Origin of the sequence: Streptomyces koelreuteriae, assembly GCF_018604545.1 — a bacterium.
Taxonomy (GTDB): domain Bacteria; phylum Actinomycetota; class Actinomycetes; order Streptomycetales; family Streptomycetaceae; genus Streptomyces; species Streptomyces koelreuteriae.
Genome location: NZ_CP075896.1, coordinates 3,388,806 through 3,413,506, shown reverse-complemented (window position 1 = coordinate 3,413,506; position 24,701 = coordinate 3,388,806). Strand labels below are relative to the sequence as shown.

The 24,701-nt window shown below is 66.4% G+C and carries 23 protein-coding genes; 4 read left to right on the top strand and 19 right to left on the bottom strand.

Going from position 1 to position 24,701, the window contains the following annotated elements; translation table 11 throughout:
• Position 1: 1 nt before the first annotated feature.
• Positions 2-4,648: an FtsK/SpoIIIE domain-containing protein gene (locus KJK29_RS15105; RefSeq protein ID WP_215119665.1), complete on the bottom strand. Its 4,647-nt coding sequence runs from the start codon at positions 4,646-4,648 to the stop codon at positions 2-4.
• A 368-nt stretch (positions 4,649-5,016) separates the two neighbouring features.
• Between KJK29_RS15105 and KJK29_RS15100 the strand changes: the two genes are divergently transcribed.
• Both KJK29_RS15100 and KJK29_RS15095 read left to right on the top strand, forming a co-directional pair.
• Positions 5,017-5,316 (top strand): WXG100 family type VII secretion target, encoded by a 300-nt coding sequence (locus KJK29_RS15100; protein ID WP_215119661.1) that lies wholly within the window; start codon positions 5,017-5,019, stop codon positions 5,314-5,316.
• Positions 5,317-5,508: 192 nt separating this feature from the next.
• On the top strand, positions 5,509-5,982 hold the full coding sequence (locus KJK29_RS15095; protein WP_251057807.1) for a hypothetical protein: 474 nt from the start codon (positions 5,509-5,511) through the stop codon (positions 5,980-5,982).
• A gap of 84 nt (positions 5,983-6,066) precedes the next feature.
• Here KJK29_RS15095 and KJK29_RS15090 read toward each other — a convergent pair whose 3' ends face one another.
• The 18 genes from KJK29_RS15090 to KJK29_RS15005 all read right to left on the bottom strand — a co-directional run bounded on the left by KJK29_RS15090 (position 6,067) and on the right by KJK29_RS15005 (position 22,044).
• Positions 6,067-6,858, bottom strand: a complete 792-nt coding sequence (locus KJK29_RS15090; RefSeq protein WP_215119659.1) for a hypothetical protein — start codon at positions 6,856-6,858, stop codon at positions 6,067-6,069.
• A 195-nt stretch (positions 6,859-7,053) separates the two neighbouring features.
• Complete coding sequence (locus tag KJK29_RS15085; RefSeq protein ID WP_215119658.1) at positions 7,054-7,650, bottom strand: hypothetical protein; 597 nt, start codon at positions 7,648-7,650, stop codon at positions 7,054-7,056.
• A gap of 142 nt (positions 7,651-7,792) precedes the next feature.
• Positions 7,793-8,446 (bottom strand): hypothetical protein, encoded by a 654-nt coding sequence (locus KJK29_RS15080; RefSeq protein WP_215119657.1) that lies wholly within the window; start codon positions 8,444-8,446, stop codon positions 7,793-7,795.
• Entirely contained in the window at positions 8,443-9,126 is a 684-nt protein-coding gene (locus tag KJK29_RS15075; protein ID WP_215119656.1) for a hypothetical protein, read from the bottom strand. The genes KJK29_RS15080 and KJK29_RS15075 overlap by 4 nt, the downstream gene beginning before the upstream one ends.
• Positions 9,123-9,611 (bottom strand): hypothetical protein, encoded by a 489-nt coding sequence (locus KJK29_RS15070; protein WP_215119655.1) that lies wholly within the window; start codon positions 9,609-9,611, stop codon positions 9,123-9,125. Before KJK29_RS15070 ends, KJK29_RS15075 begins: the two co-directional genes overlap by 4 nt.
• On the bottom strand, positions 9,589-10,893 hold the full coding sequence (locus tag KJK29_RS15065; RefSeq protein ID WP_215119654.1) for a putative T7SS-secreted protein: 1,305 nt from the start codon (positions 10,891-10,893) through the stop codon (positions 9,589-9,591). The genes KJK29_RS15070 and KJK29_RS15065 overlap by 23 nt, the downstream gene beginning before the upstream one ends.
• Before the next feature lie 3 nt (positions 10,894-10,896).
• Positions 10,897-11,211 (bottom strand): hypothetical protein, encoded by a 315-nt coding sequence (locus KJK29_RS15060; protein ID WP_215119651.1) that lies wholly within the window; start codon positions 11,209-11,211, stop codon positions 10,897-10,899.
• Positions 11,212-11,614: 403 nt separating this feature from the next.
• Positions 11,615-12,694 carry a hypothetical protein gene (locus KJK29_RS15055; protein WP_215119649.1) on the bottom strand — a complete coding sequence of 360 codons (1,080 nt, stop codon included), beginning with the start codon at positions 12,692-12,694 and terminating at the stop codon, positions 11,615-11,617.
• 2 nt (positions 12,695-12,696) lie between these two features.
• Complete coding sequence (locus KJK29_RS15050) at positions 12,697-13,368, bottom strand: hypothetical protein (protein ID WP_215119648.1); 672 nt, start codon at positions 13,366-13,368, stop codon at positions 12,697-12,699.
• A 1,029-nt stretch (positions 13,369-14,397) separates the two neighbouring features.
• Complete coding sequence (locus KJK29_RS15045) at positions 14,398-15,129, bottom strand: hypothetical protein (RefSeq protein WP_215119647.1); 732 nt, start codon at positions 15,127-15,129, stop codon at positions 14,398-14,400.
• A 40-nt stretch (positions 15,130-15,169) separates the two neighbouring features.
• Entirely contained in the window at positions 15,170-16,120 is a 951-nt protein-coding gene (locus tag KJK29_RS15040; RefSeq protein ID WP_251057806.1) for a hypothetical protein, read from the bottom strand.
• 14 nt (positions 16,121-16,134) lie between these two features.
• Complete coding sequence (locus KJK29_RS15035; protein ID WP_215119646.1) at positions 16,135-17,340, bottom strand: WXG100 family type VII secretion target; 1,206 nt, start codon at positions 17,338-17,340, stop codon at positions 16,135-16,137.
• A gap of 1 nt (position 17,341) precedes the next feature.
• Positions 17,342-17,641, bottom strand: coding sequence for a hypothetical protein (locus KJK29_RS15030; protein ID WP_215119644.1), 300 nt, complete (start codon positions 17,639-17,641; stop codon positions 17,342-17,344).
• A gap of 854 nt (positions 17,642-18,495) precedes the next feature.
• Positions 18,496-19,467, bottom strand: coding sequence for a hypothetical protein (locus KJK29_RS15025; RefSeq protein ID WP_215119643.1), 972 nt, complete (start codon positions 19,465-19,467; stop codon positions 18,496-18,498).
• Between the two features lie 110 nt (positions 19,468-19,577).
• Positions 19,578-20,465, bottom strand: a complete 888-nt coding sequence (locus KJK29_RS15020; RefSeq protein ID WP_215119642.1) for a hypothetical protein — start codon at positions 20,463-20,465, stop codon at positions 19,578-19,580.
• A 137-nt stretch (positions 20,466-20,602) separates the two neighbouring features.
• Positions 20,603-21,259 carry a hypothetical protein gene (locus KJK29_RS15015; RefSeq protein ID WP_215119641.1) on the bottom strand — a complete coding sequence of 219 codons (657 nt, stop codon included), beginning with the start codon at positions 21,257-21,259 and terminating at the stop codon, positions 20,603-20,605.
• A gap of 216 nt (positions 21,260-21,475) precedes the next feature.
• Positions 21,476-21,829, bottom strand: coding sequence for a hypothetical protein (locus KJK29_RS15010; protein ID WP_215119640.1), 354 nt, complete (start codon positions 21,827-21,829; stop codon positions 21,476-21,478).
• A complete protein-coding gene (locus KJK29_RS15005; RefSeq protein ID WP_215124624.1) occupies positions 21,826-22,044 on the bottom strand; it encodes a hypothetical protein in 219 nt (72 codons plus the stop codon). The genes KJK29_RS15010 and KJK29_RS15005 overlap by 4 nt, the downstream gene beginning before the upstream one ends.
• A gap of 89 nt (positions 22,045-22,133) precedes the next feature.
• Between KJK29_RS15005 and KJK29_RS15000 the strand changes: the two genes are divergently transcribed.
• A complete protein-coding gene (locus KJK29_RS15000; protein WP_215119639.1) occupies positions 22,134-22,409 on the top strand; it encodes a GntR family transcriptional regulator in 276 nt (91 codons plus the stop codon).
• A gap of 349 nt (positions 22,410-22,758) precedes the next feature.
• Complete coding sequence (locus KJK29_RS14995) at positions 22,759-24,684, top strand: glycosyltransferase (RefSeq protein ID WP_215119638.1); 1,926 nt, start codon at positions 22,759-22,761, stop codon at positions 24,682-24,684.
• Positions 24,685-24,701: the final 17 nt, after the last annotated feature.

Sequence of the window (24,701 nt, the reverse complement as noted above, 5' to 3'; positions counted from 1 at the left end):
CTCACCCCGGGATGACGACGGTCCGCAGCTCCCCGTCCCCGAGGTGCAGCATGCCCTTGCCCGGGGCGACCTGGCCGCCGACCATGCTGCGGTTCAGGCGGAGGCCGATGAGGTCGCCGCTGGAGGACTCCTGCGGGGAGAGCAGGATGCCGCGGCGGGCCTTCTTGGCGTCGACCTGCCAGCCGGAGAAGCCGCTGCACACGTCCTCCTCGTCACCGGCGATGACCATGGCGAGGCCGCGTTCGGCGCCGCGGGAGACCAGCTTCTTCATCTGGCTCTCGGCGTCGCAGTCCTCCAGGATCTCGCCGTCGTCGATGAGGACGGCGATCGGCTCCTCCAGGGACGCCTGGTCGATGAGCTCCTCGAACTCGTCCTCGTCGATGTCGTCGCCGGTGAAGACCTTCAGTACGCCGTCCGCGCCGTCGAGCTGGCGCAGCAGCGACTGGCGTGGCGCCGCGATCACCAGACGCGTGCCCTTGGCCAGGAAGGACTGCGCGAAGTTCCACAGCACCGTCGAGCGGCCCGACTTGGCCGGACCCGCGACGACGAACGCCGGCACGCCCTGCGCCAGGTCCGGGCCGAAGCCGACGATCTCGTCGCCGCCGATGCCGACCAGACCCCACAGAGGCGAGCGCGACGCGTCCGGGTCGCGCATCTCCCAGGCCTCCGGGAAGGAGATGCGGCTGGGCAGGCTGTCCACGCGGAACGGGCGCCGCGTGCGCGGGACCTCGGCGTCACGGGCCGCGGCCGCCTCGCCGATCGCCGCCAGCGCGGCCGCCTGACCCTGACCGGTCGTGTCCTCGGCGAGCAGCGCGAACTGCGTCTCCGTACCGAACTCGTTGCGGAAGGCACGGCCCGGCGGGATCTCCTCGGGCACCTTGCGGGCCGGGATGCCGAGCGCGGAGAAGTCGCTGCGGTCGGCCAGCCGCAGACCGTACTTGTCCTCGGTGAGCGTCGCGATACGGCCGACGAGCAGGGTCCGGTCACCGGTGAGGACCAGGTGGATGCCGACGCTCGCGCCCTCGCGCATCATCGTCTGCAACTCGTCCGTGAGCGAACCGTGGTCGATCTCGCCGAGCGTGGGCACCCAGCCCTCCCAGCGGTCCAGCAGCACGACGATGTGCGGCAGCCGCTCGTCCTCGGCGACCGAGGACCGCTGCTCACCGATGTCCGCGAAGCCCTTGTCCGCCAGCAGGTCCTGGCGCCGCCCCATCTCGCCCTTGAGCCGGTTGACGAGCCGTACGACCCGCTCGGTCTGGTTACGGCCGACGACCGCGCCGCAGTGCGGCAGCCGGGTGAGGGCGTTGAGCGCGCCGTTTCCGCAGTCGATGCCGTAGAGGTGCACATCGGCGACCGAGTGCGTACGGGCGATGGAGCCCGCGAGCGTGCGCAGCACCTGGGAGCGGCCGCTGCGCGGGGCACCGCCGATCATCAGATGGCCGAAGGAGGCGAAGTCGATGGCGACGGGGCGCCGGGCCTGGCTGGCGGGCAGGTCCTCGATGCCGTACGGGGCCGGCGGCAGCTTGCCGGGGCCGCCCGCGAACGCGGGGAGTTCGACGTCGTCCAGCAGCAGCGTCTCGTCGAGCGCGGGCAGCCACGGGCTGTGCTGCGGCGGGATGCCGAGCGAGCTGTTGGCGTCGCGGATCGTGTCGACGAGGACCTTGAGGTCGGTGATCTCCTCTTCCTCACGGGCCTCCGCCTTGGGCTTGACCAGCGCAGCCCGGCCCAGGTCCTCCCAGGTCAGCGGGCCCACCCAGGGCATGAGCACGGCCGGGTCGGCCGCACCGGGCCGACGGCCACCCACGCGCCCCGACTGGAAGGGGACCAGGGAGGCGTGGCCGAGGCGGGCGTAGGCGCGGCCCGGGGTGTTCTTGGAGATGTGCCCGGCCTCGGGCGAGTCGATCACGTCGGACGACTCACCGCCGTCCGTCACGCGCAGCGCGATACGGAGGTTGGTGTTGGCGCGGATCTCGGGCGACACGACACCGGACGGCCGCTGGGTGGCCAGCAGCAGATGGATGCCGAGGGAACGGCCTCGCTGGGCGATGTTCACGAGCCCGGTCACGAAGTCGGGCAGGTCACGCACCATGGACGCGAACTCGTCGATGACGATGAGCAGCCGGGGCACCGGCTGGTGCGAGGGATCCCGGCGCACCAGGTCCTGGTAGTCCTCGATGTCCTTGGTGTCGGCGGAGGCCAGGATGTGCTCGCGCCGGTGCAGCTCGGCACCCAGCGACTCCAGGGCCCGCTCCACCAGGTGGGCGTCGAGGTCGGTCACCATGCCGACGGTGTGCGGCAGATGCACACAGTCCTTGAAGGCCGCGCCACCCTTGTAGTCGACCAGCACGAAGGTCATGTTCTCGGGCGTGTTCGCCACGGCCAGCGCCGCCACGATGGTCTGCAGCAGCTCCGACTTACCGGAACCCGTCGTACCGGCGATGAGGCCGTGCGGACCGTCCTTGCGGATGTCGATCCCGAACGCCCCGTCGTACGACTCACCGATGACGGCCAGCGTCGACTGCCCGCCCATCCGCCACCGCGCCGTGATCGCGTCACTCGTCGGCGGCTCCAGCTGCAGCACGTCCAGCAGCCGGCTCGAACCCGGCAGCGCCGAGTCCTCGGTCTCCCCGCTGATGTCCCGCAGCGCCGACAGCGACCGGGCGAGCCTGAGGCACCAGGCCGCGGAGACGAAGTCGGGCCGTACGTCCTTCAGCCGCTCCGCACCGGCCTCCTCGACGCGCAGCCGCAACTGCTCGCTGCGCCCGGCCTGTTCGGGCTGCTGGGAGGTGGTGTGCCAGGCCTGGAAGGAGGGGAACCCGCCGGCGACCTGCTGCTGGGCCTGCTGCGGGACCTGCTGGGCGGGCTCGTACTCCTGGGCCTTCGGCTCGGCGACGACGTACGCCTGGCACTCGCCGGGCAGGAACCGCTCCTCGGCGTCCAGGCAGATGGCGAACATGGACACCGCGGGCCCCTCGCGCAGCAACCGCACGACGCCGGGGAGGGACCGCAGCCGCCGGGACCCGTCCCACACGACGACGATGTCGGGATCGCTGAAGCTCGAACCGGCCTGCGACTTGTTCTCCTCGGCGGCCTTCTTGCGCGCGTCGAGGATCTGCGTCAGCTCGCCGATCCGGGCACCGACGGTCTCGGCGTCGGTCCCGATCAGCGCGTTGACGTCCTGCCCGCCGGACGGCCGGGCGTGCGGCAGCCAGCGCGTCCAGTCCCAGGACTCCTGCGCGGCGTTCTCGCTGAGTACGTAGAACTGCACGTCCATCGGGCTGTGCAGCGCCGCGGTCTGCGCCACGGCCCACCGCCCGAGAGCCCGGGCGGAGTCCCCGGGCCCGGCCATGCCGATCACCCCGAGGGTGCGCAGATGCAGCGCGACCGGGGCGTCCTCGATCTTCCAGGTCACGTGCCGGCGGTGGTCGTCCTGCTCGGGGTCGTCGAGCACGACCTCGGAGGGCAGCTGCCCGGTCCCGAACCGCACGAGCAGATGATCACGGTCGGTGCGCCGCCGCTCCCAGAGCCGGGTCCGCGGCCCGGTCCCGAGGGCGAGGACGGTCGCCGGATCGGGAAGGGCATGCCGCCGGTCGGTCCGCTCGGCGACGAGCGCGTCCTGCGCGTCCTTCTCGATCCGCTCCTTCTGCTCCTTGTACTCCTCGACCTGCTTGGCATGGGACTTACGCCCGTGCTTCTTGTCGTTGTAGTAGTTCGCGAAGAGCAGGATCGGGGCCAGGCCGGCCATGATCAGGTAGTACCACTTCTGGAAGATCAGCACCGACACGACGGCACCGACGAGCGGCGTCAGCGCCATCAGCCAGGGCAGCGGCCGGGCCTCGTAGTCACGGGGCGGCGACGGCAGCCGGAAGTTGGTCTGCCGCTCGGGCGGACGCAGCCGCGGAGGACGGTTGTAGTCCAGACCGACCCCGTCGTCGGACCACTTCAGGGCCGCGTTCGGGGGCGTGTACCGGGTGAGTTCGAGCAGGCTGTTCCCGAGGGCGATCTGCCCCCCGAGGGGCCACGCACCGGGCCCGCCCTTCTTCTTCTCGCCGCTGTCGTCCTTCTGCTTCTGCTTCTTCTTCTCGCTCTTCTTGTCGCCGGGCTCTTCCTTCTCGCTCTCGGCGAGGGATGTGCCGTCGAGGGTGACGTGCTCCTTGTCCATGTGCACGGCGACCTGGCAGGTGCCGTCGGTGGCCACGGAGAGGGTGAGGGCCCGGGCGTCGACCTCGGGATCGTCGATACGGATGTACGAGGCGGCCCCGCTGCCGATGTCGTACCGCCCGACCCCGAGCCGGTGCACGAACCCGGCGGCCGGCCCGCCGACGACCCGCAGCTCCACGAGCCCGGTGGGCTCACCCGGCAGACACCCGGACGGATCCTGAAGGCTGACGACGGCGCCCTCGCGCAGGGGCGAACCGACGACGGTGGCGTGCGGATCGACGGGGTAGCCGTCGACGTAGACCAGAGGCGCGTTGTTCGCCGGCGCGTGCCGCTGCTGTCCGAGCGGGATGACCTGCGCCCCGCTGTGCCCCACCTGCTTGGCCAGCTCCTGGGCGATGTCCCCCACGGTGGACTCAGGATCGGCATCGAGCACGACGTCGGCGGTGCCACCGCCGTACGGGTCGACGACGGTCAGAGTCAGGCGCACGACTAGTCCTCCCCGTGCCACTGGGCCGGTGTGGCCGCTGTGGTCCATGTCGCTGCGTCCGCGTCCGCCGCCTGTTCGCTTCAGTCACGCGGGTCACAGTCGTAAGGACGATATCCGTTCGGTACGACAGTGGGGCAATGGGGAGGCGCCGAGACGTTCCCTTTGGCAACGTCGTGCACGACTTCATGACGTCTCGTTCACAAGCCGGGGATGTGGCACCACTGGCCACACCCGTAAGCTGCAGACGCAAGAGCGGACGATCACACCGGTTGCCACGTGCGACCAGCAACTCGGCCTACGGGCCGACGAGTCCGCAAACAGGGAGCCACGGGGGTTGGCCCTGCGGCGTTGTGAAAGGGAGCGGCTTCATGGCCAAGGACCTTGACATCACATATCAGGACATGCGGGAAGCTGCCAAGCATGTCGTGAAGGAGAAGGAAAAGCTCCAGGAGAAGCTCGACGCTCTCCGCAAGTACATCAACAACCTCGTCCAGTCCGGCTACGTCACGAAGAGCTCCTCGAAGGCGTTCGACGAGAACTTCGACGAGTTCGTGAACGGTACGAAGACCACGCTGGACGGTCTGGACGGCATGGGGGACTACCTCACCATGGCGGCCGACAAGTTCGAGCAGATCGACGAGGAACTGGCGAAGCAGGCTCGGAAGTAGCCGTGAGACGCCGGTCCGGTGCGGCAGCGGACGCTGCACGCACCGGACCGGCGTTCGCCCGGTCGGGGATCGTCAGCCGGCGTGAGGGGACGACAGGTGCGGAGATCAGCCGAAGACGCAGGAACCAACCGCAGGTTCGAGGCCCGAGACGGCCTGGGGATCGCTGGGGTGGTTGTCTGTCTGGTGGTCGGCATGGGAGTGATCCTGCTGGTCATGGGGCTGTGGAAGCGATTCGCGCGTGAGACGGTACCGATGCTGGTGGACCTGCCCGGTGGTTCCTGGGCGGTCGGTGGCGTCCTTGGCGTGATCACCGTGCTCGGAGCGATCGGAGCGTTGCGGTGTGCGGCCGGAGCCTCGGACCGGACACGCCTGTCGCGTGGCATGCATACCGCGGGCACGGCGGCCTGCTGCCTGGCCGCGTTCGGGCCGCTCTTCTATCTGCTGAGCGGTCTGCCCGGCAAGAACTGCCGTTCGGAGAGCTGCGCCTACATCCCCGGTACCGGCAGTGCGTTTCTGGCCTACATCATCAGTGCCGTGCTGGTGGGCTTGCTCGTCTACCGCTGGATCAGCGCACGGGCGGAGGAAGACGCGGCTCGGGAGCGGGAACGGATGCGGAGGCTGCGGAAGAAGGGGAAGGGGAAGAGCCGGGCAGGGCGCCAGCGCTAGAACGCCCCGGCGGCGACGATGACACCGCCGAGCCTTTCCACACAACGTGGACGAAGCATCGGCGTCGGCGCCTGCGCCCTTCGTTCAGTCCCGTGAAGCCCGGCCGGACGGGGGTGCGGGCGCTCGCAGGCGTCGTCGCTCGGCAAGCCCTTCGGGCGACCAGTCCTCCAAGTGGTACTGCCACAGGTCGACTGTGTTGCCGTCCCCGTCCATGACCACGTCGTGGGTGGAGTGCCCGAAGAAGGCATCGGTGGTACTCGGCGCCAGGACTTCGACGCGATGACAGCCGCACTCGCTGCGCGTGACCACCGGAGGGCCTGCGTCCGGGGCATGGGCCGACGCGAAGGTCTCGGCTGTCTTGCGTTGGGCCGGTGTGAGGGAATCCAACGGTACGAAGTCAAGCCGGTCGACGAGGTATCGCATGAGGCGATCCCGGCCAGAGGTGCGCAACCTGCACCAGGAGCCGTCGGTGAAAACGACCTTGACATCATCGCCGTCCTTGAAGTCCCTGCGCTCGATGCTCCCGATGGCGGCGCGCGGGGTCTCCCAGAGCACGGTGTCGTCGACGCGCTTGTACTCCCGTTCGGAGAAGGGCATGCCGACGATGACCAGGCGCCTGTCGGTGACGATCAGGTGCGTGCGGTAGTGCTTCTGCTTCGCGCGCGCCGGGTCCAGCTGCCATGGCAGGGAACGGGCGATGGTGCCGGGCGCGGCCCACATGACGGGAAAGTCCTCGACTTCGTCGGCCGGGTCGTCGGACGAGCGGGAGCCCGAACGTGACGAGGAGCCGCTGAGATTGCCGCCGAAGGCGGAGAGGAACGCCATGATGAGGACTCCGACGGTCAGCGCCGTACCCCTGAGGGCGCTCCCGACCACCGCGCCACCCGTCGAACGGGCGGCATGCCCCGGTCCTTCGGGCCAGCCGTCCAGCTCATTCTGTATGTCATTGCGCTCGGTGTTGCGGAACCACCGCCGGCCCCCTGACACGCATCGCCGCACCGCTGGCGAAGGTGATGGGAACGCGGGCGAGGGGAGTTTCCCCTGGCGCCGGCTGCCAGACGTTCATGCAGGTCACTCCGGGTTCGGGTTGAGCCAGATGCTGCGGGCGAAGTCGTCGAAGATGCCCAGGTTCGCCGTCAGCCAGTCGAGTTCCGTCGACACCGTGCGCACGGTCGCGTAGACCTCGTGCTCCTCCGACCACCAGCCGTAGTTGAGGGATCCGTACTCGCCGTTGTCACCGAAGTAGCGAAGGCAGCGCAGCCCTCGCCCCAGGCGGTCGGAACGGAAGTCCGAGACGTCGGGCCGGCGGACAGGGTGGTCACCTGCCGCTTGAACCATGATGTGGAGTTCCGTGTCCTGGTCCTTGCCCTCCGACTGCGCGGTGAGAGCGTAGAAAGGTTGCGGGACCCGGCCGGGGTCACCGCTGTAGACGAAGGCCTGGTGCGCCGGAACGTTCGGGATCGGATGGGCCTCGGCCAGTTGCAGGAAGTGATCGGCGATCGCAAGCCGCTTGGGCCGCCGCCACCACCGCTTGTGGCGTTGATGAACGATCTCCGTGCATATGACGGACCACTTCACCATCTCGTCCTGGTCCCGCTCGTTGTCCGTCCAGTGCAGGGGCAGAGGGAACCACTCGGTCGGGTCGGCCTCGGATTCGAAGAGGATCATGTGTGGTCAGGGGGTCCGATCACTCGAATCGTCGGACGGTGTGCCGAAAACACCCTTTCCGGTACGGAAGAGGCCATGTCGCAGATTTTCCTTCCGCGAGCCAAGGTGAGCTCTGGGCCAACGCACGATGCAGCCGCCAGTATCACGAGGAATTCCAAGTACCCACTTCCTCATCCGGGCTGATCCGGATGGTGCGGGCGAATTCGTCGACATCGTCGAGAGCCCGGAGGATCCGGCCGGCGTCGGGATCGGCCAGGATGATCAGGACGTCCGCGGCTTCCGTGCCCTTCTCATAGCGCCAGGCGTAACGGAGGCCGACGTGCACCTCGTTGCTGTCCGCGTCCTGGTAGTAGCGCAGTACCCGCAAGCCGGTTCCCAGATGCGGGGAGTCGAAGTCCTCGACGATGGGGGGCTCGACGGCGTAGCTCGCATCGGCGTGGGTCAGCTCACGAAGCGCCGTTCTTTGGTCTTCGCCCTCCTCGATCTCCACCAGGTCGACGTACGCAGGAAGCGGGATGTCTCGCGGGTGCGGGAGATGGAGGAAGACCTCGAAGTCCGGAAAGGCTGCAGGGGCCCGGACGGCGTACATCAACAGGATGTTGCTCAGCAGGTCCACTTCGCCCGGTTTCGGCTTCTCCGATGCGAAATCCGCCCAGAGGCCCTCGGCGAAGTAGCGTGCCCACGCTTCAGGCGTTTGTGCCTCATCGACGTCCTCAAGGCCCGGTTCCGGCCACATGAGCGGGATGCGGATCCAAGGGGACAGATCCATGGCGTGCTTGACGTTGAGCCAGCTCACTCATAACTCCATCTGAACGTGCCGACCACCGCGTCGAACAACTCGACCAGCACGCCGGTGAATTCACTGTCGATATCGCCGTCACCCGGTGTGGAGAAGTTGATGCTGATCCAGCGACCGGGATCGTCCGCCACGGGGAGCACGTACTCGACCCGCCGCGTCGGCAGGGCAGTTTGCTGTACGGCTTCAGGCGCGGAACTGAGTTTTCCCTCGTCAGGGGTGGAGCGGTAGTCGCGGCGGAGTGCGGGTGCCCCTGCCACGTCGACTCTTGTCGCCGTTCCGCCGGGGATGTCCTCGTCGGCCAGTTGAGCGATCACTGCCTGTGGAGGAACGGCATGGGTTTGGCCGATTGGCATCTCGGCAACGATGAAAGAAGCCATGAGGAAGATTCCTCCGCGCGGGAGCGCCGGAAGGTAGAGGTCTAGGCCACCGTTTCTCCTGGCCGCGCGCGCTTGCTTCTCCAACTGGCGACGCATGTCCAGCCGGAAGCGCATCGCATCATCCCGCGGAATGTCCTCCGGGACTTGCCCCATGTGTGAGAAGAGGAGCTTCTCGAGTGCTTCCTTCGTTCCCTCCCGCAGAGGGATGCGGACCCAGCCGGGTGGCAGGATGAGCTCGTAGCCGCGGGGAGCAGTTACCTCGACGGCGGGTGGCTGTTGCTCTGTATCGGGCGTGCTCACGCGCGGGCCTGCTTCTTGAGCTGTCGGTCGGCGATCAGGATCGTCAGGGAGGAGAGCACAGAAACTACGGCCAGCCAGCTGTAGCCGATGGCCCCGATGATGTTCCAGATCAGGTACATGACGGCAACGATCTTGATCGTCTGGGAGAAGTTGGAACCCGTCCGCGGGTTACGGATGAGTTCTCGGTTCCTGAGAAGCAGGACCAGCATCAGTACAGGTGCGATCATCAACGGCCATGCCGCGTAACCGTAGGTAAGCCAATCCATTCCGCCGTACTTGCTGCCGAGGTCTTGGAAGGCGAAACAGAGAATCGGCATCAGTGTGTACGCGGCAAGGAACTTCATGGCCTGTGATTCCCGTGGACTTTTCGCCGGGATTGTTGCCACTATCTCCACTCCCTCGAATTCTGCTTTGAATGTCGTCGCATCCGGTTTATGTTGGTCGATTCGCACTCCGGAGTGGTCACCATCGGCTCCCGACTTCACGCTTCAGGACATCCTTGGCGTCACCGTATTGGTCCGCGTAGGGGCCCTTTTCTCCGAGTTTGTCACCCACGTCTACCGTGGTGGCAGCCCCGTAGTTCAGCTTAAACTTCAGTGCGGCTTTGTCCATTGCGTCGGCTGCCTTCGCCACATCGGGATTCCCGCCGAACTCGGCGCGCATGCTCTTGGCGAACTTGCTCGCACTGGCGACCTCCTCCTCGCCGCTCAGCAGGCGGTCAAGTCGGTTCGTCCCGGGCCGTGTTTCCTTGGCCCCGATCTGTCGCAGTGCATCCTTCGCGCGCACCGCTTTCGCGCCGCGGGCCGAGTCGGTGCCGTATCGCATGATGTTCTTGTCGAGCATCTTGCGCAGATTCGAGTACCGCTGGAACCGTCCCGCCCTACTAGCAGCCTTGAGTGTTGTCGCTGCGGACTTCACGCCCTTCAGAGCGATGCTGCCGAATCCCAGGGTCGCTAGCGCGAAGACGTCCATGGCGACATCCGCCCAACTTCCGTCACCGGAGAGAGCCAACAGCGTGTGCCCGACACCGACGAGTGCTGTAAGGCCGATGGTGGTCAACATGATGGCGGTCGCCAGCCATCCGACCGGCGTGAAGAGGAGGGCGATGACTCCGATAATGGTCGCTGCCCAGCTCAAGATATCAACAACGGTTTTGATCGCTTCCGCATGCTCGTGAACCCAGTCCTTGAAGTCCTCCCACTTGCTGTCCTTGATGATGTCCGAGATGTCTTTGTCGATGTTCTCGGCGTAATGCTGGGCGCGGGAGTTGCGGTCGGAGATGACCTGGTTGAGCTGCTTGTGGTACGGCGCCAAGTGGCTGTTGGGGTCGGATTCCTCCGACGCCTTCTTGCCGCCGTCTTTGTCGTCCTTCTTGGCCTCGGCTTCCTTCTTCTTCACCTCGGCAGCGTGGTCCTCGTCGGCCTTCTTCGCGGCTCGTAGGACGCCGTCGGCCCGTTCCTGGAAGCCCTCCAGTTCGTTGGCCCACTTGCCGAGGTCGCCGACCACGCGTTCGTAACGGGCCGCCGTCTCGCGGAAGCGCTTCTCGAGGTCGCCGGACTTCTCGCGGATCTTGTCGGCGTAATTGCCCTGCAGCGCGTCGCCGTCGGCGGCCTTGCGTAGGATGCCGGCCTGGTCGCGGAGGGTCGAGGCGAGGTCCTTCATCTTGCGGACCTCATCGCGGATGTCCTCCGGGTCGCCGGGGATCGGGTCCTTCTCTGCCAGCGGGTGCCAGTCGACCGGTCGCCGCTTGCCCTTGCCCGTACCCATCGGTTACTTTCCCCCGTTCTTGCCGCGCTTCTTCTCGCTCGCGTTCTTGAGATCGATGTCGAGCTTCTCGAAGCTCTTGAGTGACGTCTCAACTTGCTCGCTCAAGTCCTTGACATTTTCAAGGAGTTCACGGCGATAGTTGTCCCAGTTGCTCACGAACTGGTCCATCTTGCCGGCGATGCTTTCATGGCCCCAAATGTCATGAATTTCGGCACGGTGATCGTCGATGCCATTTAGGGCTCTGTTGATGTCCCTCAGATTTCTTTTCGAAGACTCCAGAAGTTGGTAGTCGACTACCAGGCGTTCGTGCTCCCCCATGGGCCCCTCCGTTAACACTTGCGTGGTCAGCATGCTCTCGTTGGGCTCACCACCGTCACAGTCGCAAAAGGCTGGCTGTCAACAATTGATTACGCCGCGCAGTAGAGCCCGAACATCTGGTGCCGCATGCCCACGTCCCATCCGTCGGAATGTGCGCCCCGGGACCAGTCGGTTTGAAGCTTGCCGAATCGATGTCCCATGGTACGGACGTGGCTGCTGGTGGCGGAGGCCTGGCCACGGGGTCTTCACATCTACGAACGGTGGCTGAGTGTCGCAGGGCCGGAGGTCGGGCCGCCTTGCGCAGCGCTCGGCGAGCAGAAGCAGTCACGCGAGTGAAGCAACTGCTTTACGGTGTCCCGGAGTCACCGTGCCAGCCGGTGTTGCTGTCTCAAGCTCGGCGTCTTCACCTGTTGACGGCTTGAATCTCCTGGACGGTGATGTCCTGGTCGTTGCCGAACGTGCCGTTCGGGAGGTCGCCGCCGGCGCCGCCGGTGCCGGTCCATGCGATGTCCCAGGTGATGGTGGCCTGGAGCTTGTACGTGCCGTCGCCGGAGGAGCGGAGGTACTTGATCCCGCACGGCGGTGTCTGGTCGGCCTTGCCCTTGGCGTAGGGCTCGCCGATGGAGTCGTCGGCGTTGATGGTGCACTCGCCGGAGGCGGGATAGGTCTCGGCGTCCTCGGTGCCCGGCTCCAGCTTGAGGGACACCGGCTTGGCGGTGGTGGTGGCCTGGATGTTGAAGCCGGGGACGTTGAGGGCGGCTGTGGCCTGGACCTCGTCGAAGACGGCCTTCTCGAGCCAGGCCCAGGTCGGCAGGTTCACCTTGGTGTTGGCCTCGGGAGCGAGGGTGACCTTGGTGTCGGGGAGCTCCATGTGCTGGTAGGCGAGAGCGGCGAGGATCTCCGGGGTGATGGCCTCTTCGTACTGGGGCGGCGGGGCATCGCCGTTCTCGACCCAGAACGGGAGGTCCGTGCACGAGGTCCGCTTGAGGTAGTCCGGCTCGTTGGGGTTCTCGACGCCGGCCCAGAACATGCCCTTGCCGTCGTTCTCGACGTTGTAGTCCTTGTAGCCGGGTTTCCCGGGGATGTCGAACTCGTCCTCGTAGTGGCGCTTGGTCTCGCCGAGCGCCGCGCCCGGGGTCCCGCTCATTCCAGGCGTGTTCAGCTGGCTGTCGATGTGCTTGGACATCTCCTTTTTGAAGTCCTTGGCGCCGAGGTAGGGGGCGTACCAGCAGGGAGGGGGTGTCCAGTTGACGTCCGTGGACGTCACGTTTCCGGTGCCGCCGCCTTTGGCGACGGAGCCGGAGTACTGGATGCGGGCGGCGGCGTAGACGCCTTGTTTGTCGCCGCCGCCTTGTTGGCTGGCGCTGGCGCCCTGGCCGTTGCCCGTTGGCTCCACCGCGTGGGCCGGTTCCGTAAGGACGAGAGTGCCGAGGGTCAGCGTCAGTGCAACCGTGCCCGTGCGGAGGATGGTGTGGCGCGCCATGTTCACCGGCACTTCTCCGCCTTGGTCTCCACGAACACCTTTGACGCTTGCCAGAGGTCATCACCCGTGGGGAACTTGACCATCACGATTTTGAAGTAGTCGAAGTCAGCGATGCTGGGCTTGCTCTTCAGGACTTTCTCGGTTTTGACCTCTTTGCCGTAGAACTTGCTCGAGTCCACGCAGAACGCGACTTCCACTGAACTGCCGTTCGGGGCAGACCGCGTGGTGGCTTGGTAGTGGCGACGGGTGCCGGTGGCCGTCCAGCCGCCGTCGACCCTGCTGTTGATCTGGGTCTTTGCGTAGTGCAGCCCCTCGCCCGTGGAATAGGCGGTCACGCCCGCGTCTTTGGACGTGCGCTTGTAGACGCCCCGGTAGATGGCACGGACGAAATTGGCGGCATCCTCCATCGCAGCCGCCTCGTTTTTGTCCTTCGGCTTGTCCCAGTCGAAGACCAGGTCCATGTCCTCAGGCAGCGACACGTCCACGCCGTCCGGCTTGTCCCCTGCTGGCGCTCCCGCGGGTGACGCCGACTCCTTCGGCGTCTTCGTTCCCTGGTCGGCGCCAGCGATCTTGTCGTTGTCGCTGGACTTGTCGTCCCCGCTACCGCAGGCCGTCAACAGCAGTGCTGCCGTCGCTGCCAGCGCGGCAGCAACGGGCAAAGGGCGGCGCTTCACAGTGGACTCTCCCCGTGAGACAGATGTGAGTTCAGGGGACAGACGCTATCGGTGGGGTTCTCGCTTTCGCCAGAGCGAGCTTGGCCGATTGTCGGGGCATTTAGGGCGTATAGGGGTGTAGTGGAGCGGGTCGTGTCCTGATCGTGCCTCACCGGTGAACGCTCCGGACGCTTGGGCGTGCTGCGTCCTGGGGCGTTCGGTATGGCTGGGTGTTTTGCTATCGCGTCGCCCTGCAGTCAGGGCAAGAGCATGGCGGACAGTTGGACGTGTAAGGGACGGGTTCGGCGGACACCGCCGGTCACGATCTCTACCTTGAGCGGCGGTAGGGGGATTCCAGGAGTACGGCGGCATCCTGCAGGGTCGGGAGTCGGTGACACGCTCCTGGCTGCGTAGACAGATGCCGGGGCCCGCTGAGGCGGCGGAACTCGCGGACCGGGACCCCGTGCTCTCACAGCCGTCGCGGCCCCGGCACGGCGCGGCCGCTTCGGATCGCCCCCCTGTCCTGCCCCCACACGTACCCCCGGGGGCGGTCGGCGAGTCCGAGGATGGCGACGAGCGCGGTGATCTGTCGAGGGGAGCGGGTGGAGGGCCGCCTGCTCGTGGCTGCTCGTGTGGTGGAACCGGGTTCTGATAAGCCGCTGTCAGTGAAGGGCGGCCCCCCCTCGAGCCGGTGCGGGGGTTGAACTTCTGGTCGTGGGGGTGCCACTGGTGCCGGTGGGAGCGGCGGCGGTTGTCGCCAGCATTCGTCAGCTGGGCTCAGGGGACAGCAGTGGCTGGTTCTCCGTCGGCTTGGGTCTGGTATTCGAAGCTGACCGTACCGACTCCCGCGGAGCCCACTGAGCCGCCCCATCCGCGGTGTGACTGGGGCTCGGTGGGGAGGTGATGCCGATTGGCCATCAACCAAACGTGGCTCAGTACGGAGCCCCCCTTCAGCAGCTCGATCTGCCTTCATCCATCCACCGTGCCAGCAACTGGTTGCGATACGCCTGGAACAGCGGGACAAACGGGGCCGGGACCCCGACCCGAGCTTCACGCACCGCCCTGCTCAGTGAGTGCCTCGGCAGGGTCGACGAAGGACACCGTCTGCAGGACGGCCGACATCAAGCCGTAGATCTCCGTCCAGTGGTCCATGGACGCCGTGTAGAGCGTGAAGATCGCGGTGCATGGTCCGGTGGGGAAAGGCACATGGACCTGAATCTGGCCTGTGAGGAGCTTCGTGTCCTCACCGCCGGCCGTCAGTTCAGCGCTGAGATCGTATTCGCGCAAGGTGATACACAACACCGCCGGGCCGCAGGGCAGGTCCAGCCATATGGCGTTGTTGAACGGGTCGCTGGAGAGGGTTGCGAGGACTCCCTGGGCGACGACGTCGGTATCAGTACCAGCGTGGTTCGTCGGAGCAATGGCGACGGTGAGGGCGCATTGGGCGATGCCCTCGGCAGGCTCGTGTCGGATCACTTGTCCAGCCGGTGAGTCGCCTTCCTCTGCCGTGGAGAACAATCCCATCGCCGCATACGAGACGCCGGTATCTCCCATGAGTTCGGCTATCGCCGCGTAGTAGGGGGCGGCAGGCTCCCATATGCTTTCATCGCCGCGGGAGTACAGCTCTTGCACGAAGGAGAGAGCGCGCTCGCTGCGTTCCTCTGGTGTGGCGGCTATGGGCAGAGCGAAGAAGCCCTCGGGTGCGAGGAACCAGAGGGGTGGGACGTTCCCGTCAGCGGCACTGACGTGCTGTGCGTGAGTGGAGTCAGCGGCGGGGATCATGTCGGGTGGTGCGCCGTTCTGGTTGAGTGCAGAGCCAGGGTCAGGTCAGGAAGTCTTCCTGGTGGTACTCCGTCAGACGGAGTTCGGTGCCATTCGCGTCCATCACCGTGTTCAGCCCGGAGTGGCCAAAGGAAGCGTGCACGGTGCTCGGAGCCAGCACTTCGATACGAAAACAGCCGCACGAGTTTCGCTTGACCAGAGGCGGTTGGGCATCTGATGCCTGGGCTGTCGCGAACCCTTCGGCAGTGGTTCGCTGGGGCTGTGTGAGTGATGCCAGGGGGATGAAGTCGGGAGCTTCGATCAAGTACCGGGTAAGCCTCTCCCGGTTGATGCTGCTTGCCCTGAACCATGAGCCGTCAGTGAACGCGATCTTTGCATCGTTGCCGATCTTGAAGTCTCTCAGTTCAACCCTCTCGATGCCGGACCGGGGGATCTCCCAGAGAAACTCATCGGCGATGCGTTTTTCGTCTCCCTTGACGTAGGGGAAGCCCACGAGCACGAGACGCTGGTCGGTGATGACGGCGTGCGTGCGGTACCGGTCCTGCGGGGAGCGGGCGGGGTCCAACTGCCAGGGCAGGGTACGGGCGACGCTGCCAGGAGCAGCCCACATGACGGGGAAGTCTTCCACCTCGTCAGCCCGGTCGTGCGAAGTGTCCGAGCCTTTGCCTGAGCGGCCTGGGCCGACGCTGCCTGCCTGGGACGACAGCAGGCCCATCACAGCCAAGCCCGCAGCCATGGCGGCGCCCTTCAGGGTGTTCCGGCCGACGGTACTCGCAGTGGAACGAACAGTGTAGGCGGGGCCTTCGGGCCAACCGTCAAGTTCGTTCTGGATGTCATTGCGCTCGGCATCGCGAAACCAGCGCATTCCTTTGACCGGAGTGGCTGCGCCCGTCGCGAAAGTCAGCGGAGCACGGGCGATGAGAGTCTCTCCGGAATCGGGCCACCAAAGGCTCATGTCATCAAATCCTTTCACGGCCACTTGGTGCGCCATGATGAAACACCTGGCTAGTCACCCGCTATGTGTCCGTAGATCTTGGGGGCAACTTTGAGGCCGGCGTCGAGGGCTATGCCACCCGCGCTGAACGGGTTGATGGCCACCCCCGGAATCATGTTGGCTCCCTTGGAGCCGATCAGCTGCCCTTGATGGTAGCCCGCGTAAGAGAGGCCACCCATGCGAGACATCAAGCCGCTGCTGCCGTGCGCAACCTCGAAGACGTTGTTGGACATGCCGCCGATCTTCACCAAGCCGGCCTTGCCGAGCCCTCCGGAAATATCCGCGGACTCCTTGCCGAAGGACATCAGAACTCGCGAACTGCCGATCTTGGTCGCACTGAAGCCCTTGCCGAGCCTCTCTGCCGTCAACGCGGCCTTGCCCGCGCCGACCACCTTGACTCCCTTGCCGAACATTCCGATGCCGGGGAGCAGCCCTACTGCGTCGAGCCCGAGCGTGGCCCAGCTCACATCCGCACCGGCCGCCTTGGCCACGCCGTGCGTCGCCAGCGTCAGGCCCGCGCCGATGAGTGCGGCGGTGCCGAAGATGGCCGCGAGAGGCGGGAACGGGAGGGTGACGATGGCCAGCATTCCGAGGACCGCGGTGATGTCGCCCATCACGTCACCGATCGCCTTGATCAGGTCGGCGTGCTCCTTGAGCCAGTCGCCGGTGGCGTCCCAGGCGTCCGCGATGCCGTTGCCCAGCTTCTCCCAGAAGCCCGGCTCGTCGGGGGCGATGTCGGCGGCCTTGTCCAGCTCCTTGCTGATCTTCGCGGCGGCCTGCTTGTAGCGGTCCTCGAGTTCATGGACCTTCTGGATGAGGCCGGTGACATCGCCGGAGGCCTTGCCGTACTCGTCGGTACCTTCCTTGGCCTCGGCCTTGGCGTCGAGCTTCTCCCCGGCCTTCTTCTCCAGCCGGTCCGTCTCGTCCTGGAAGTCCTGGAGGTCGTTGGCCCAACGGTGCAGTGCCCGGGATGCCTTGTCGAAGGACTCGTGGCTCTTGCGGATGAGCGGGGTGACGTCCTCGCCTATGTACTCGGTGAAGGCGACAGCGGTCTTGCCCTTCCAGGCGCCGCACTCTATTCGCTCCAGCTCTCGTACTGCTGTGCCCAGTTCGCCCGCCAGCTTGCCCAGCCGTTTGGCGAGTTCCCGGGTGTCCTCCACGCTTCCGGGAGTGGGGTCCCAGCCGATGTTGGGAGGGACGGTGCGCTGACCAGCCACGCTACTTGCCCTTCTTCTTGGCCTTGAGCGACTGAGCCAGCTCAAGGTCAAGGCCGTCGAACGTCTCGCCGATCTTGTTGATCATCTTCACCGCACCGTGGGTGTGTTTGCCGAGCTGCTTGATGCCGTAGCCCCAGTCATCGGCGAAGTCCTGGACGTCCTCGACGAGTTGGCTCTCACCGACCGCCGAGGAATCTGTGCCTCGGAGGTCGCGGCGGGCGTCCTCCATGCGGTCGCTGATGGAGGAGAAAGTCTTCTTCAAGTGCTCGAAAATGGTGTCTTCGAGGCGCAGATCGCTCATCTGGGGATTCAGTCTCTGTCGGTTGGTGGCGGCCCTGCGGAGTTGCGGACCCCGCCTGTGCCGGATCAGTGGTTGGCGGCTGTGAGCGCCTGGGCGGCGATGTCAGGGGAGCGGCCGAAGGGTCCGTCGCGTGGGTCCCTGTGGGAGGTGCGAGGCGGACGCGGCAGTGCGCAGGACGGAAGGCGGCGCTTCAAGTGAATCCCCCGAGAAGCAGTATCGGTCTGCCAAGTGCTACGACGGTATCTGCTCGGTTCTACGGTTCGCCACTGCGAACTTCCCCATAGAACTGGGTGATTCGTGTGGATGAGGGCGGGGTTCGTGTTGTGCGCGTGTCGGCGCCTCTTTCCTCAGCGGCGGGACTGGTGAAAGTGTGTCCACGGAGGCGATCGCTATCGTGAAGAAATCTCTACGAAGGTCACACGATCGCATCGGCCTTGATGGGCCTTGGGGCGGCGACTTCTCCGGTCGAGAACGAGCCGACCGGGGGCGCCACGAAGGACGCGATCACGCGTGATGTGGCGTATTCGGCCCAGGCTCGCCTTGAGGCCTTTGTCAGGGGGAGTACGGCCAGGGCGCACACGCGAACCGCTACTTTGCGGCGTCCGCCCTCACCTACTGGGTCGACCGGGTCGCGGCAGCCAAGAGTCAAGGACGTGGCGAACGGTAAGAGCGCGGCGGTCCGTGTGCTGGGCCTCAGCGGTCCGGCACACGCAGGCGACATCCAGGGCGGCGGTGACGAGGGCCGTGCTGAGTCCGACCATTCGGGCGGCGCGGAGACCGGGTCGAGTTGTGCTTCACCCCGGCCTACGCCTCGCTGCTGGTCTCCAACCCATCCGTTCCTGGGCTGCTCACTGTCAGGAACCCGACGGTTCCTTGTAGAGGCGTACGGTGGCGGCGATCTTCCGCACCGTCGCTTCCGGTACCTCGTCGGACACTCCCGTGGCGCCGAAGAACGACCAGGAAGTCAGGTCTCCCTGGGTGTTCTTGAAGGCGAAGGTCCATGCCTTGCCGTCCGTCGAACACTTCTGCGTCTTTTTCATGTCCACGGACCAGGCGACTCCCAGGCTCCCCTTGATGCCGGAGTTCGTGGTGAACGGCTCCACCTCGCCCGGTCTCACCTTGGTCTTGTCGGGTTGGGTGAATTGCCCGTACACCCAGGTCTCGGGGTCGGAGCCGGCAATCTCCTCGGTACTCCGAGCGCCGTTGTTGCCTCTGGAACCTGCGACGGCCAACGGCGTGTGCTCCTCGGTGCCGTCCTTGTCCTCGTCCGAGGAGCACCACTGTTCCTTCAAGTACGCGGGGGCGCGCATACCGATGAGCGGGGTGTCTTCCGGGTCGTCGTTCTCGGAGACATACGTGACCCAGTCAGGGGACTGGAGTGCCCACTGCGGCGGAACCTCGAAAGCAATTCCCTGGTCGGGGTTCGTCACCACCTTCCAGCCTTTGACGGTCGGGGTCTCGGCATCCGCGTCTGTTTCCGTGTCCCGAGGGTTGCTCGGATTCGCCTGCGGCGTAGACGTCGTGTAGGGGGCGCTACCTGCTTGGTCGTCCTCGCGGCCGCCGAGCAGGAGGAAGCCGGTTGCGGTCGCGGCTGCTACGACGGCTGTCGCCGCGGTGACGGCGATGATCGTGCTGCGGTTCCGGCGGCCGCTCGACGACGGGGGCACCGGCATACCGGGCTGTTGCGGGGGCGCGTTCGTCGCCTGCGGCTGCTGGAATGGGTTCGGCTGGTGGTATCCGGGCTCCAGGTACGGATTCGATGGCTGCCCGGCCGACGGCTGCTGGGGTTCCTGCCCGCCCTCGGGCGGCTGCTTTCCTGGCCACATGGGGCGTAACCATACGATGATCAGCGCCGGAGCGTGAACGGCCGCGAAGAGTCAGCCCGGGTAGGGGGGAAGCTCTCTGCGGCCGTACAAAAACGAGGCATCCAGGGGTGTCACCTGTTGACGGACTGGATCTCCTGCACGGCGACGTTCTGGTCGTTGCCGAAGGTTCCGTTGGGGAGCTGCGTAGGGTTGGGATTGCCCGTGCCGGTCCAGGTGATCTCCCAGGTGACGGTGGCCTGGAGCTTGAAGGTGCTGTCGCCGGAGGAGCGAAGGTAATTGATGCCGCACGGGGGTGTCTGGTCGGCCTTGCCCTTCGCGTACGGCTCGCCGATCGAGCCGTCATCGTTGATCGTGCACTCGCCGGCGGCGGGATAGGTCTCGGCGTCGGGCGTACCTGGCTCCAGTTTCAGGGAGACCGGCTTGGCGGTGGTGGTGGCCTGGATGTTGAGGCCGCCCACGTTGAGCGCCGCAGTGACGGAGGTCTCCTGGAACCGGGCCTTGTCCAACCAGGCCCAGGTGGGGAGATTGACCTTGGTGGTCTCCTCGGGGGCGAGGGTTACCTCGGTCGTCGGCAACTGGATTCGGTTGTAGGCGAGTTCGGCGAGGACTTGCGGAGTTACCGCGTTCTCCACGGGAGGGGCGGTACCGTTCTCGACCCAGAAGGGTTGCTTGTCGCAGAGCTGGGCCTCAGGCTCCGTCCAGCGGTCTTCGTCGCGGACAGCCACCCACCAATTGCCCTCATCCTTCTGGTCGAGGTTGTAGTTCTTGTACTTTCCGTCCTTGTACTCGTCGCGGAACATGCCGACGGAAGCTTTGGCGTAGCTGTGCTGACCCGGAGTGTTGACCGTCTCGTCGTACATGTTCTCCACGTACTTGGAGAACTCCTGCGCAGAGCGCGGTTCGTACCAGCACGCGGGCGGGGTCCAGTTGTCTACGGGCGTGACGTTTCCCGCACCGTCACGTCCACTGCCTGCGGCGGTGCCCGTGTACCTGATCATGGAGACAAGGTCGCTTCCGGACCGTTTGCCGCTGGTGTTGACCTCAGCCTCGGATGCCCCTGGCCCCTTTGCCGCAGTATGGCCGATGGTCATTCCGAACGCCACGATGAGAACACTTGCTGTGGTCAAGCCACGGCTCAGGACGCGCACGTCTTGTCCCCTCTCTTCGAGAGCACCTCCGTGGTCTGCCAGACCCCGGTGCTGCTCTTCTTGAGCTGCGTGCTGTACTTGACGTACGGGCTCTCTTCGGACGGTGCCTTGTCCACTGTTCCGGTCTTGCGATTCTTGTTGAAGGCCTTGCTCTCGTCGGCGCAGTAGACAACAGCGGCTGTGTCGGTGTCCGCGACCTTGACATTCGGCTTGAAGTAGCGGGTAACGCCAGTCCAAGTGAGGTCTTCGTCCAGCCAGGCCAGGACCCACTTCTGCGCGCTCACGAGCGCATTGCCCTGGCGGTAATACGCGAGGGTCTTCGAGTTCTTGTCGCCGCGGAGGATTGCATCGTCCACCGCGTTCACCGTCTGCGCTACGTCGGACAGCACCGCATCCTTGGCCGGATGACCCGTTTTCCATCCCTCGAATTTGTTCTCCACGCCTTCAGGGAACGTGATCTTGGGCCTATCGGCGGGACCGGATGCGCTGGCGCTCGGTGCAGCCGACGTCGCAGTCTCGCCCGTATCGGCACCTGCAATGTTGTCGTTGCTCTTCGAGCTGTCGTCCCCGCTGCCGCAGGCTGTCAACAGCAGTGCTGCCGTCGCGGCCAGCGCGGCAGCAACGGGCAAAGGGCGGCGCTTCACAGTGGACTCTCCCCGTGAGATAGATGTGAGTTCAGGGGACAGACGCTATCGGCGGGGTTCTCGCTTTCGCCAGAGCGAACTTGGCCGATTGCCGTGGCATTTAGGGCGTATGAGGGTGTAGTGGAGCGGGTTGTGTCCTGATCGTGCCTCAACGGTGAACGCCCCGGACGCTTGGTCGTGCAGCGTCCGGGGCGTTCGGTATGGCTGGGTGTTTTGCTATCGCGTCGCCCCGCATCGAGGGCAGGCGCATGGCGGGTATGTGGAGGTGTACGGCACGGGCTCGTGGGGGCCGCCGGCCAGGATCTCGACCTTGCCGTGGTCCTCGGTCACGGTGCCCTTCGCGTTGACCTTGCAGACGTGGAGGGTCATGCGTGAGCGGGGGTGGGTGGATTCCAGGAGTTCGACCGCCTCCTGCAGGGGCGGGGAGTGGGTGACGCACTCCTGGCAGGCGTAGATGGTGAGGCCGGGGCCTGTTCGGGTGGGGGATTTGCCGAGCGGGATCCGGATCGGGATCGGTTCGTTCGTGGAGCGCTCGCAGCGGGTGCACATGCGCACCGACGGGCGCGTCATCGGGTGGCCGCCGGGACTCGTACGCCGTGGATGTGCTTCGGTCCTAGGTCGATGCCGTAGGTGGCCAGGCGGGCGGCTCGGCGGCGTTCGCGTTGGCGGCGGTATTCCGTGGGGTCCAGGACGTAGGGGCGTACGACGTGGCATGCGTTGCCGGCGAGTCGTTCGGTGAAGCGGGGAGGCGGCGGTGGGGTGCCGGTGACGCGCAGAGGTGGCACCGCGCCGAGGCGGTGTCGACCTCGGGGGCGTGGGGTGCACAGGCTCAGCATCCACGCGAGGGCGTGCCTGTACGAGTAGCTCCCTGATCATGAACTTCCAGCCTGATGCAGAAATTGATCATGAGGGCCCCGTGACCCCGCACCGTCAGCTCGCCGAGATCCTGCGAGCGCGGATCAAGCGGGGGGACTGGCAGCCCAATCGGCCGATCGCCAGCGAGTCGCAACTGGTTCAGCAGTACGGTCTGGCCCGTACGACGGTGCGCCGGGCGATCGCAGTGCTCGTGGAGGAAGGGCTGGTCTTCACCGTTCCGCAGCGGGGGACCTACGTGTCACCGCCGACCGTAGAGCACGAGTCGCAGGCCTAGGTTCCGCCCGGATTTGCTGTTACGGCCATCCAACCGGCACCCCGTAACTACACTCCCGCCCCATGCGCACCCCCCACCACGCCCAGCACCCGAAGCCGAGAAGAGGCGGCGTCTTCCGACGTGGCCGTGAAGGAGGGCCCGGGGGCGGTGACACCCCCTGACCTCCACCACGTCCCCCCACACCCCGCCGCGCCGCAGCAAAGGCCGGCACAAACAGTCCCGCGACCCCCGAGCCCACTGGCTGCTCCTCGCCCTCACGCTCCCCGTCGTCTTCGCCTTTCTGATCTTCGAGGGGTGGACCCAGCACGAGGTCGACGCGGCGAAGACGCGGTCGCCCTGTGCCTCGCCCGTGCCCGATGCCGTGGCGAAGGGCGGGCCCGTGATCGGGATCAACCGGGACGGGATACGGACCGGGGGGATGCCAGAGCGGACCGTCGCGCTGACCTTCGACGGTGGGCCGGACCCCGTATGGACCCCGAGGCTGCTGGATCTTCTCCGCAGGAACAACGCGCGGGCCACCTTCTTCGTGCACGGGGCTCAGGCCGCCCGGCATCCCGAGCTGGTGCGGCGGATCCGGGCCGAGGGGCATGAGATCGGGTCCAACACGTACACCGGGGCCGTGTTGGGGGAGTCGTCCGGGCCCCGTTTCGAGGCCGAGTTGGAGCTGACGCAGAGCGCGCTGGCCGGGACCACCGGGCAGCGGACCAATCTGCTGCGGATGCCTCGGACGACCACCCCCGACACACTCTGCGGCCGCGAGTGGGACGCGGCGCGGCGGGCCACCGGGTACGGGTACGTGCTCGTCGCCGCCGACAAGGGCGCGCGGAAGCCGGCGCAGGGGATCGTCCGGCAGTTGAGCCAGACGGAGAGCGCGTATGCCGAGGCGCGCAGGCTGCTGAAGGACCGGGGCGTCGAACGGTTCACCACCGTGTCCGACGGGCTCGGGCTGGTGCCGTACAAGTCGGCTTCCCTCGTCGAGCGGTGGTCGGGGGAGGGGCTCGTCTGGGTCACGCGGATCGGGCAGGTCTTCTCCACGGCCATGATCTGGATCCTCGGCATCGCCGGCGGGCTCGGTGTGCTGAGGCTGTTGCTGCTGGCCCTGTTCGCGCGGGCGCATGTGCGCCGGCTGGAGCGGTTCCGGACCGGGGCGCCCTGGATGGGGGACGCTTCGGGGCCGGTGACCGTGCTCGTGCCGGCGTACAACGAGGAGGCCGGGATCGGGTCGACCCTGCGGTCGCTGCTCGACTCCCGTCATCGGGAGCTGCAGGTCGTCGTCATCGACGACGGGTCGAGCGACCGGACCGCCGATATCGCCGAGAACATGGGGGACGCGCGGGTGGAGGTGGTGCGGCAGCCCAACTCCGGGAAGGCCGCCGCCCTCAACACCGGGCTCGCGTACGCCCGGCACGACATCGTCGTGATGGTCGACGCCGACACCGTCTTCGAGCCCGACGCCATCGAGCGGATCGTCCAGCCGCTCGCGCACCCGGCCGTGGGCGCCGTCAGCGGCAACACCAAGGTCGGCAACCGGCGCACCCTGCTGGGCAGATGGCAGCACCTCGAGTACGTCTTCGGCTTCAACCTCGACCGGCGCATGTTCGAGGTGCTGGAGTGCATGCCGACCGTGCCGGGCGCCATCGGGGCGTTCCGCCGGGACGCGGTGATCGGCGTCGGCGGGGTCAGCGAGGACACCCTCGCCGAGGACACCGACCTGACGATGGCCCTGTGGCGGGCCGGCTGGCGGGTGCTGTACGAGGAGTCCGCCGTCGCCTGGACCGAAGTGCCCACCAGCGTCAGGCAGTTGTGGCGGCAGCGGTACCGGTGGTGCTACGGCACGCTCCAGGCCATGTGGAAGCACCGCGGCGCGCTCCTCGGCCGGGGGACCGCCGGGCGGTTCGGGCGGCGCGGGCTGACCTACCTCGCGCTCTTCCAGGTCGCGCTGCCGCTGCTCGCGCCCGTCATCGACGTCTACGCCCTGTACGGCGTGCTGTTCCGCGACCCGGTGGAGTCGGCCGCGGTGTGGTTCGCCTTCTTCGGCGTGCAGATCGTCTGCTCCGGCTACGCGCTCAGACTCGACGGGGAGCCGGTGCGGGCGCTGTGGTCGATGCCGTTCCAGATCATCGTCTACCGGCAGTTGATGTATCTCGTCGTCATCCAGTCGCTGGTCGCGCTGCTCGTCGGGAGCCGGCTGCGGTGGCAGCGGATGCAGCGCTCCGGCACGGCCGCTGAACAGATCGGTGGGCCGGTTCCGTATAAGAGCGTGCCTATGCGTTGAACCGACAGCATCCCCCC

What these genes read in the sequence shown, in the direction of transcription:
- KJK29_RS15100 (WP_215119661.1), top strand. Translation starts at nt 5,017, where the DNA reads ATGGCCAAGGACCTTGACATCACATATCAGGACATGCGGGAAGCTGCC.
- KJK29_RS15095 (WP_251057807.1), top strand. Translation starts at nt 5,509, where the DNA reads ATGGGAGTGATCCTGCTGGTCATGGGGCTGTGGAAGCGATTCGCGCGT.
- KJK29_RS15085 (WP_215119658.1), bottom strand. Translation starts at nt 7,650, where the DNA reads ATGATCCTCTTCGAATCCGAGGCCGACCCGACCGAGTGGTTCCCTCTG.
- KJK29_RS15065 (WP_215119654.1), bottom strand. Translation starts at nt 10,893, where the DNA reads ATGGGTACGGGCAAGGGCAAGCGGCGACCGGTCGACTGGCACCCGCTG.
- KJK29_RS15060 (WP_215119651.1), bottom strand. Translation starts at nt 11,211, where the DNA reads ATGGGGGAGCACGAACGCCTGGTAGTCGACTACCAACTTCTGGAGTCT.
- KJK29_RS15055 (WP_215119649.1), bottom strand. Translation starts at nt 12,694, where the DNA reads ATGGCGCGCCACACCATCCTCCGCACGGGCACGGTTGCACTGACGCTG.
- KJK29_RS15045 (WP_215119647.1), bottom strand. Translation starts at nt 15,129, where the DNA reads ATGATCCCCGCCGCTGACTCCACTCACGCACAGCACGTCAGTGCCGCT.
- KJK29_RS15040 (WP_251057806.1), bottom strand. Translation starts at nt 16,120, where the DNA reads ATGGCGCACCAAGTGGCCGTGAAAGGATTTGATGACATGAGCCTTTGG.
- KJK29_RS15030 (WP_215119644.1), bottom strand. Translation starts at nt 17,641, where the DNA reads ATGAGCGATCTGCGCCTCGAAGACACCATTTTCGAGCACTTGAAGAAG.
- KJK29_RS15025 (WP_215119643.1), bottom strand. Translation starts at nt 19,467, where the DNA reads ATGTGGCCAGGAAAGCAGCCGCCCGAGGGCGGGCAGGAACCCCAGCAG.
- KJK29_RS15020 (WP_215119642.1), bottom strand. Translation starts at nt 20,465, where the DNA reads ATGATCAGGTACACGGGCACCGCCGCAGGCAGTGGACGTGACGGTGCG.
- KJK29_RS15010 (WP_215119640.1), bottom strand. Translation starts at nt 21,829, where the DNA reads ATGACGCGCCCGTCGGTGCGCATGTGCACCCGCTGCGAGCGCTCCACG.
- KJK29_RS15000 (WP_215119639.1), top strand. Translation starts at nt 22,134, where the DNA reads ATGAACTTCCAGCCTGATGCAGAAATTGATCATGAGGGCCCCGTGACC.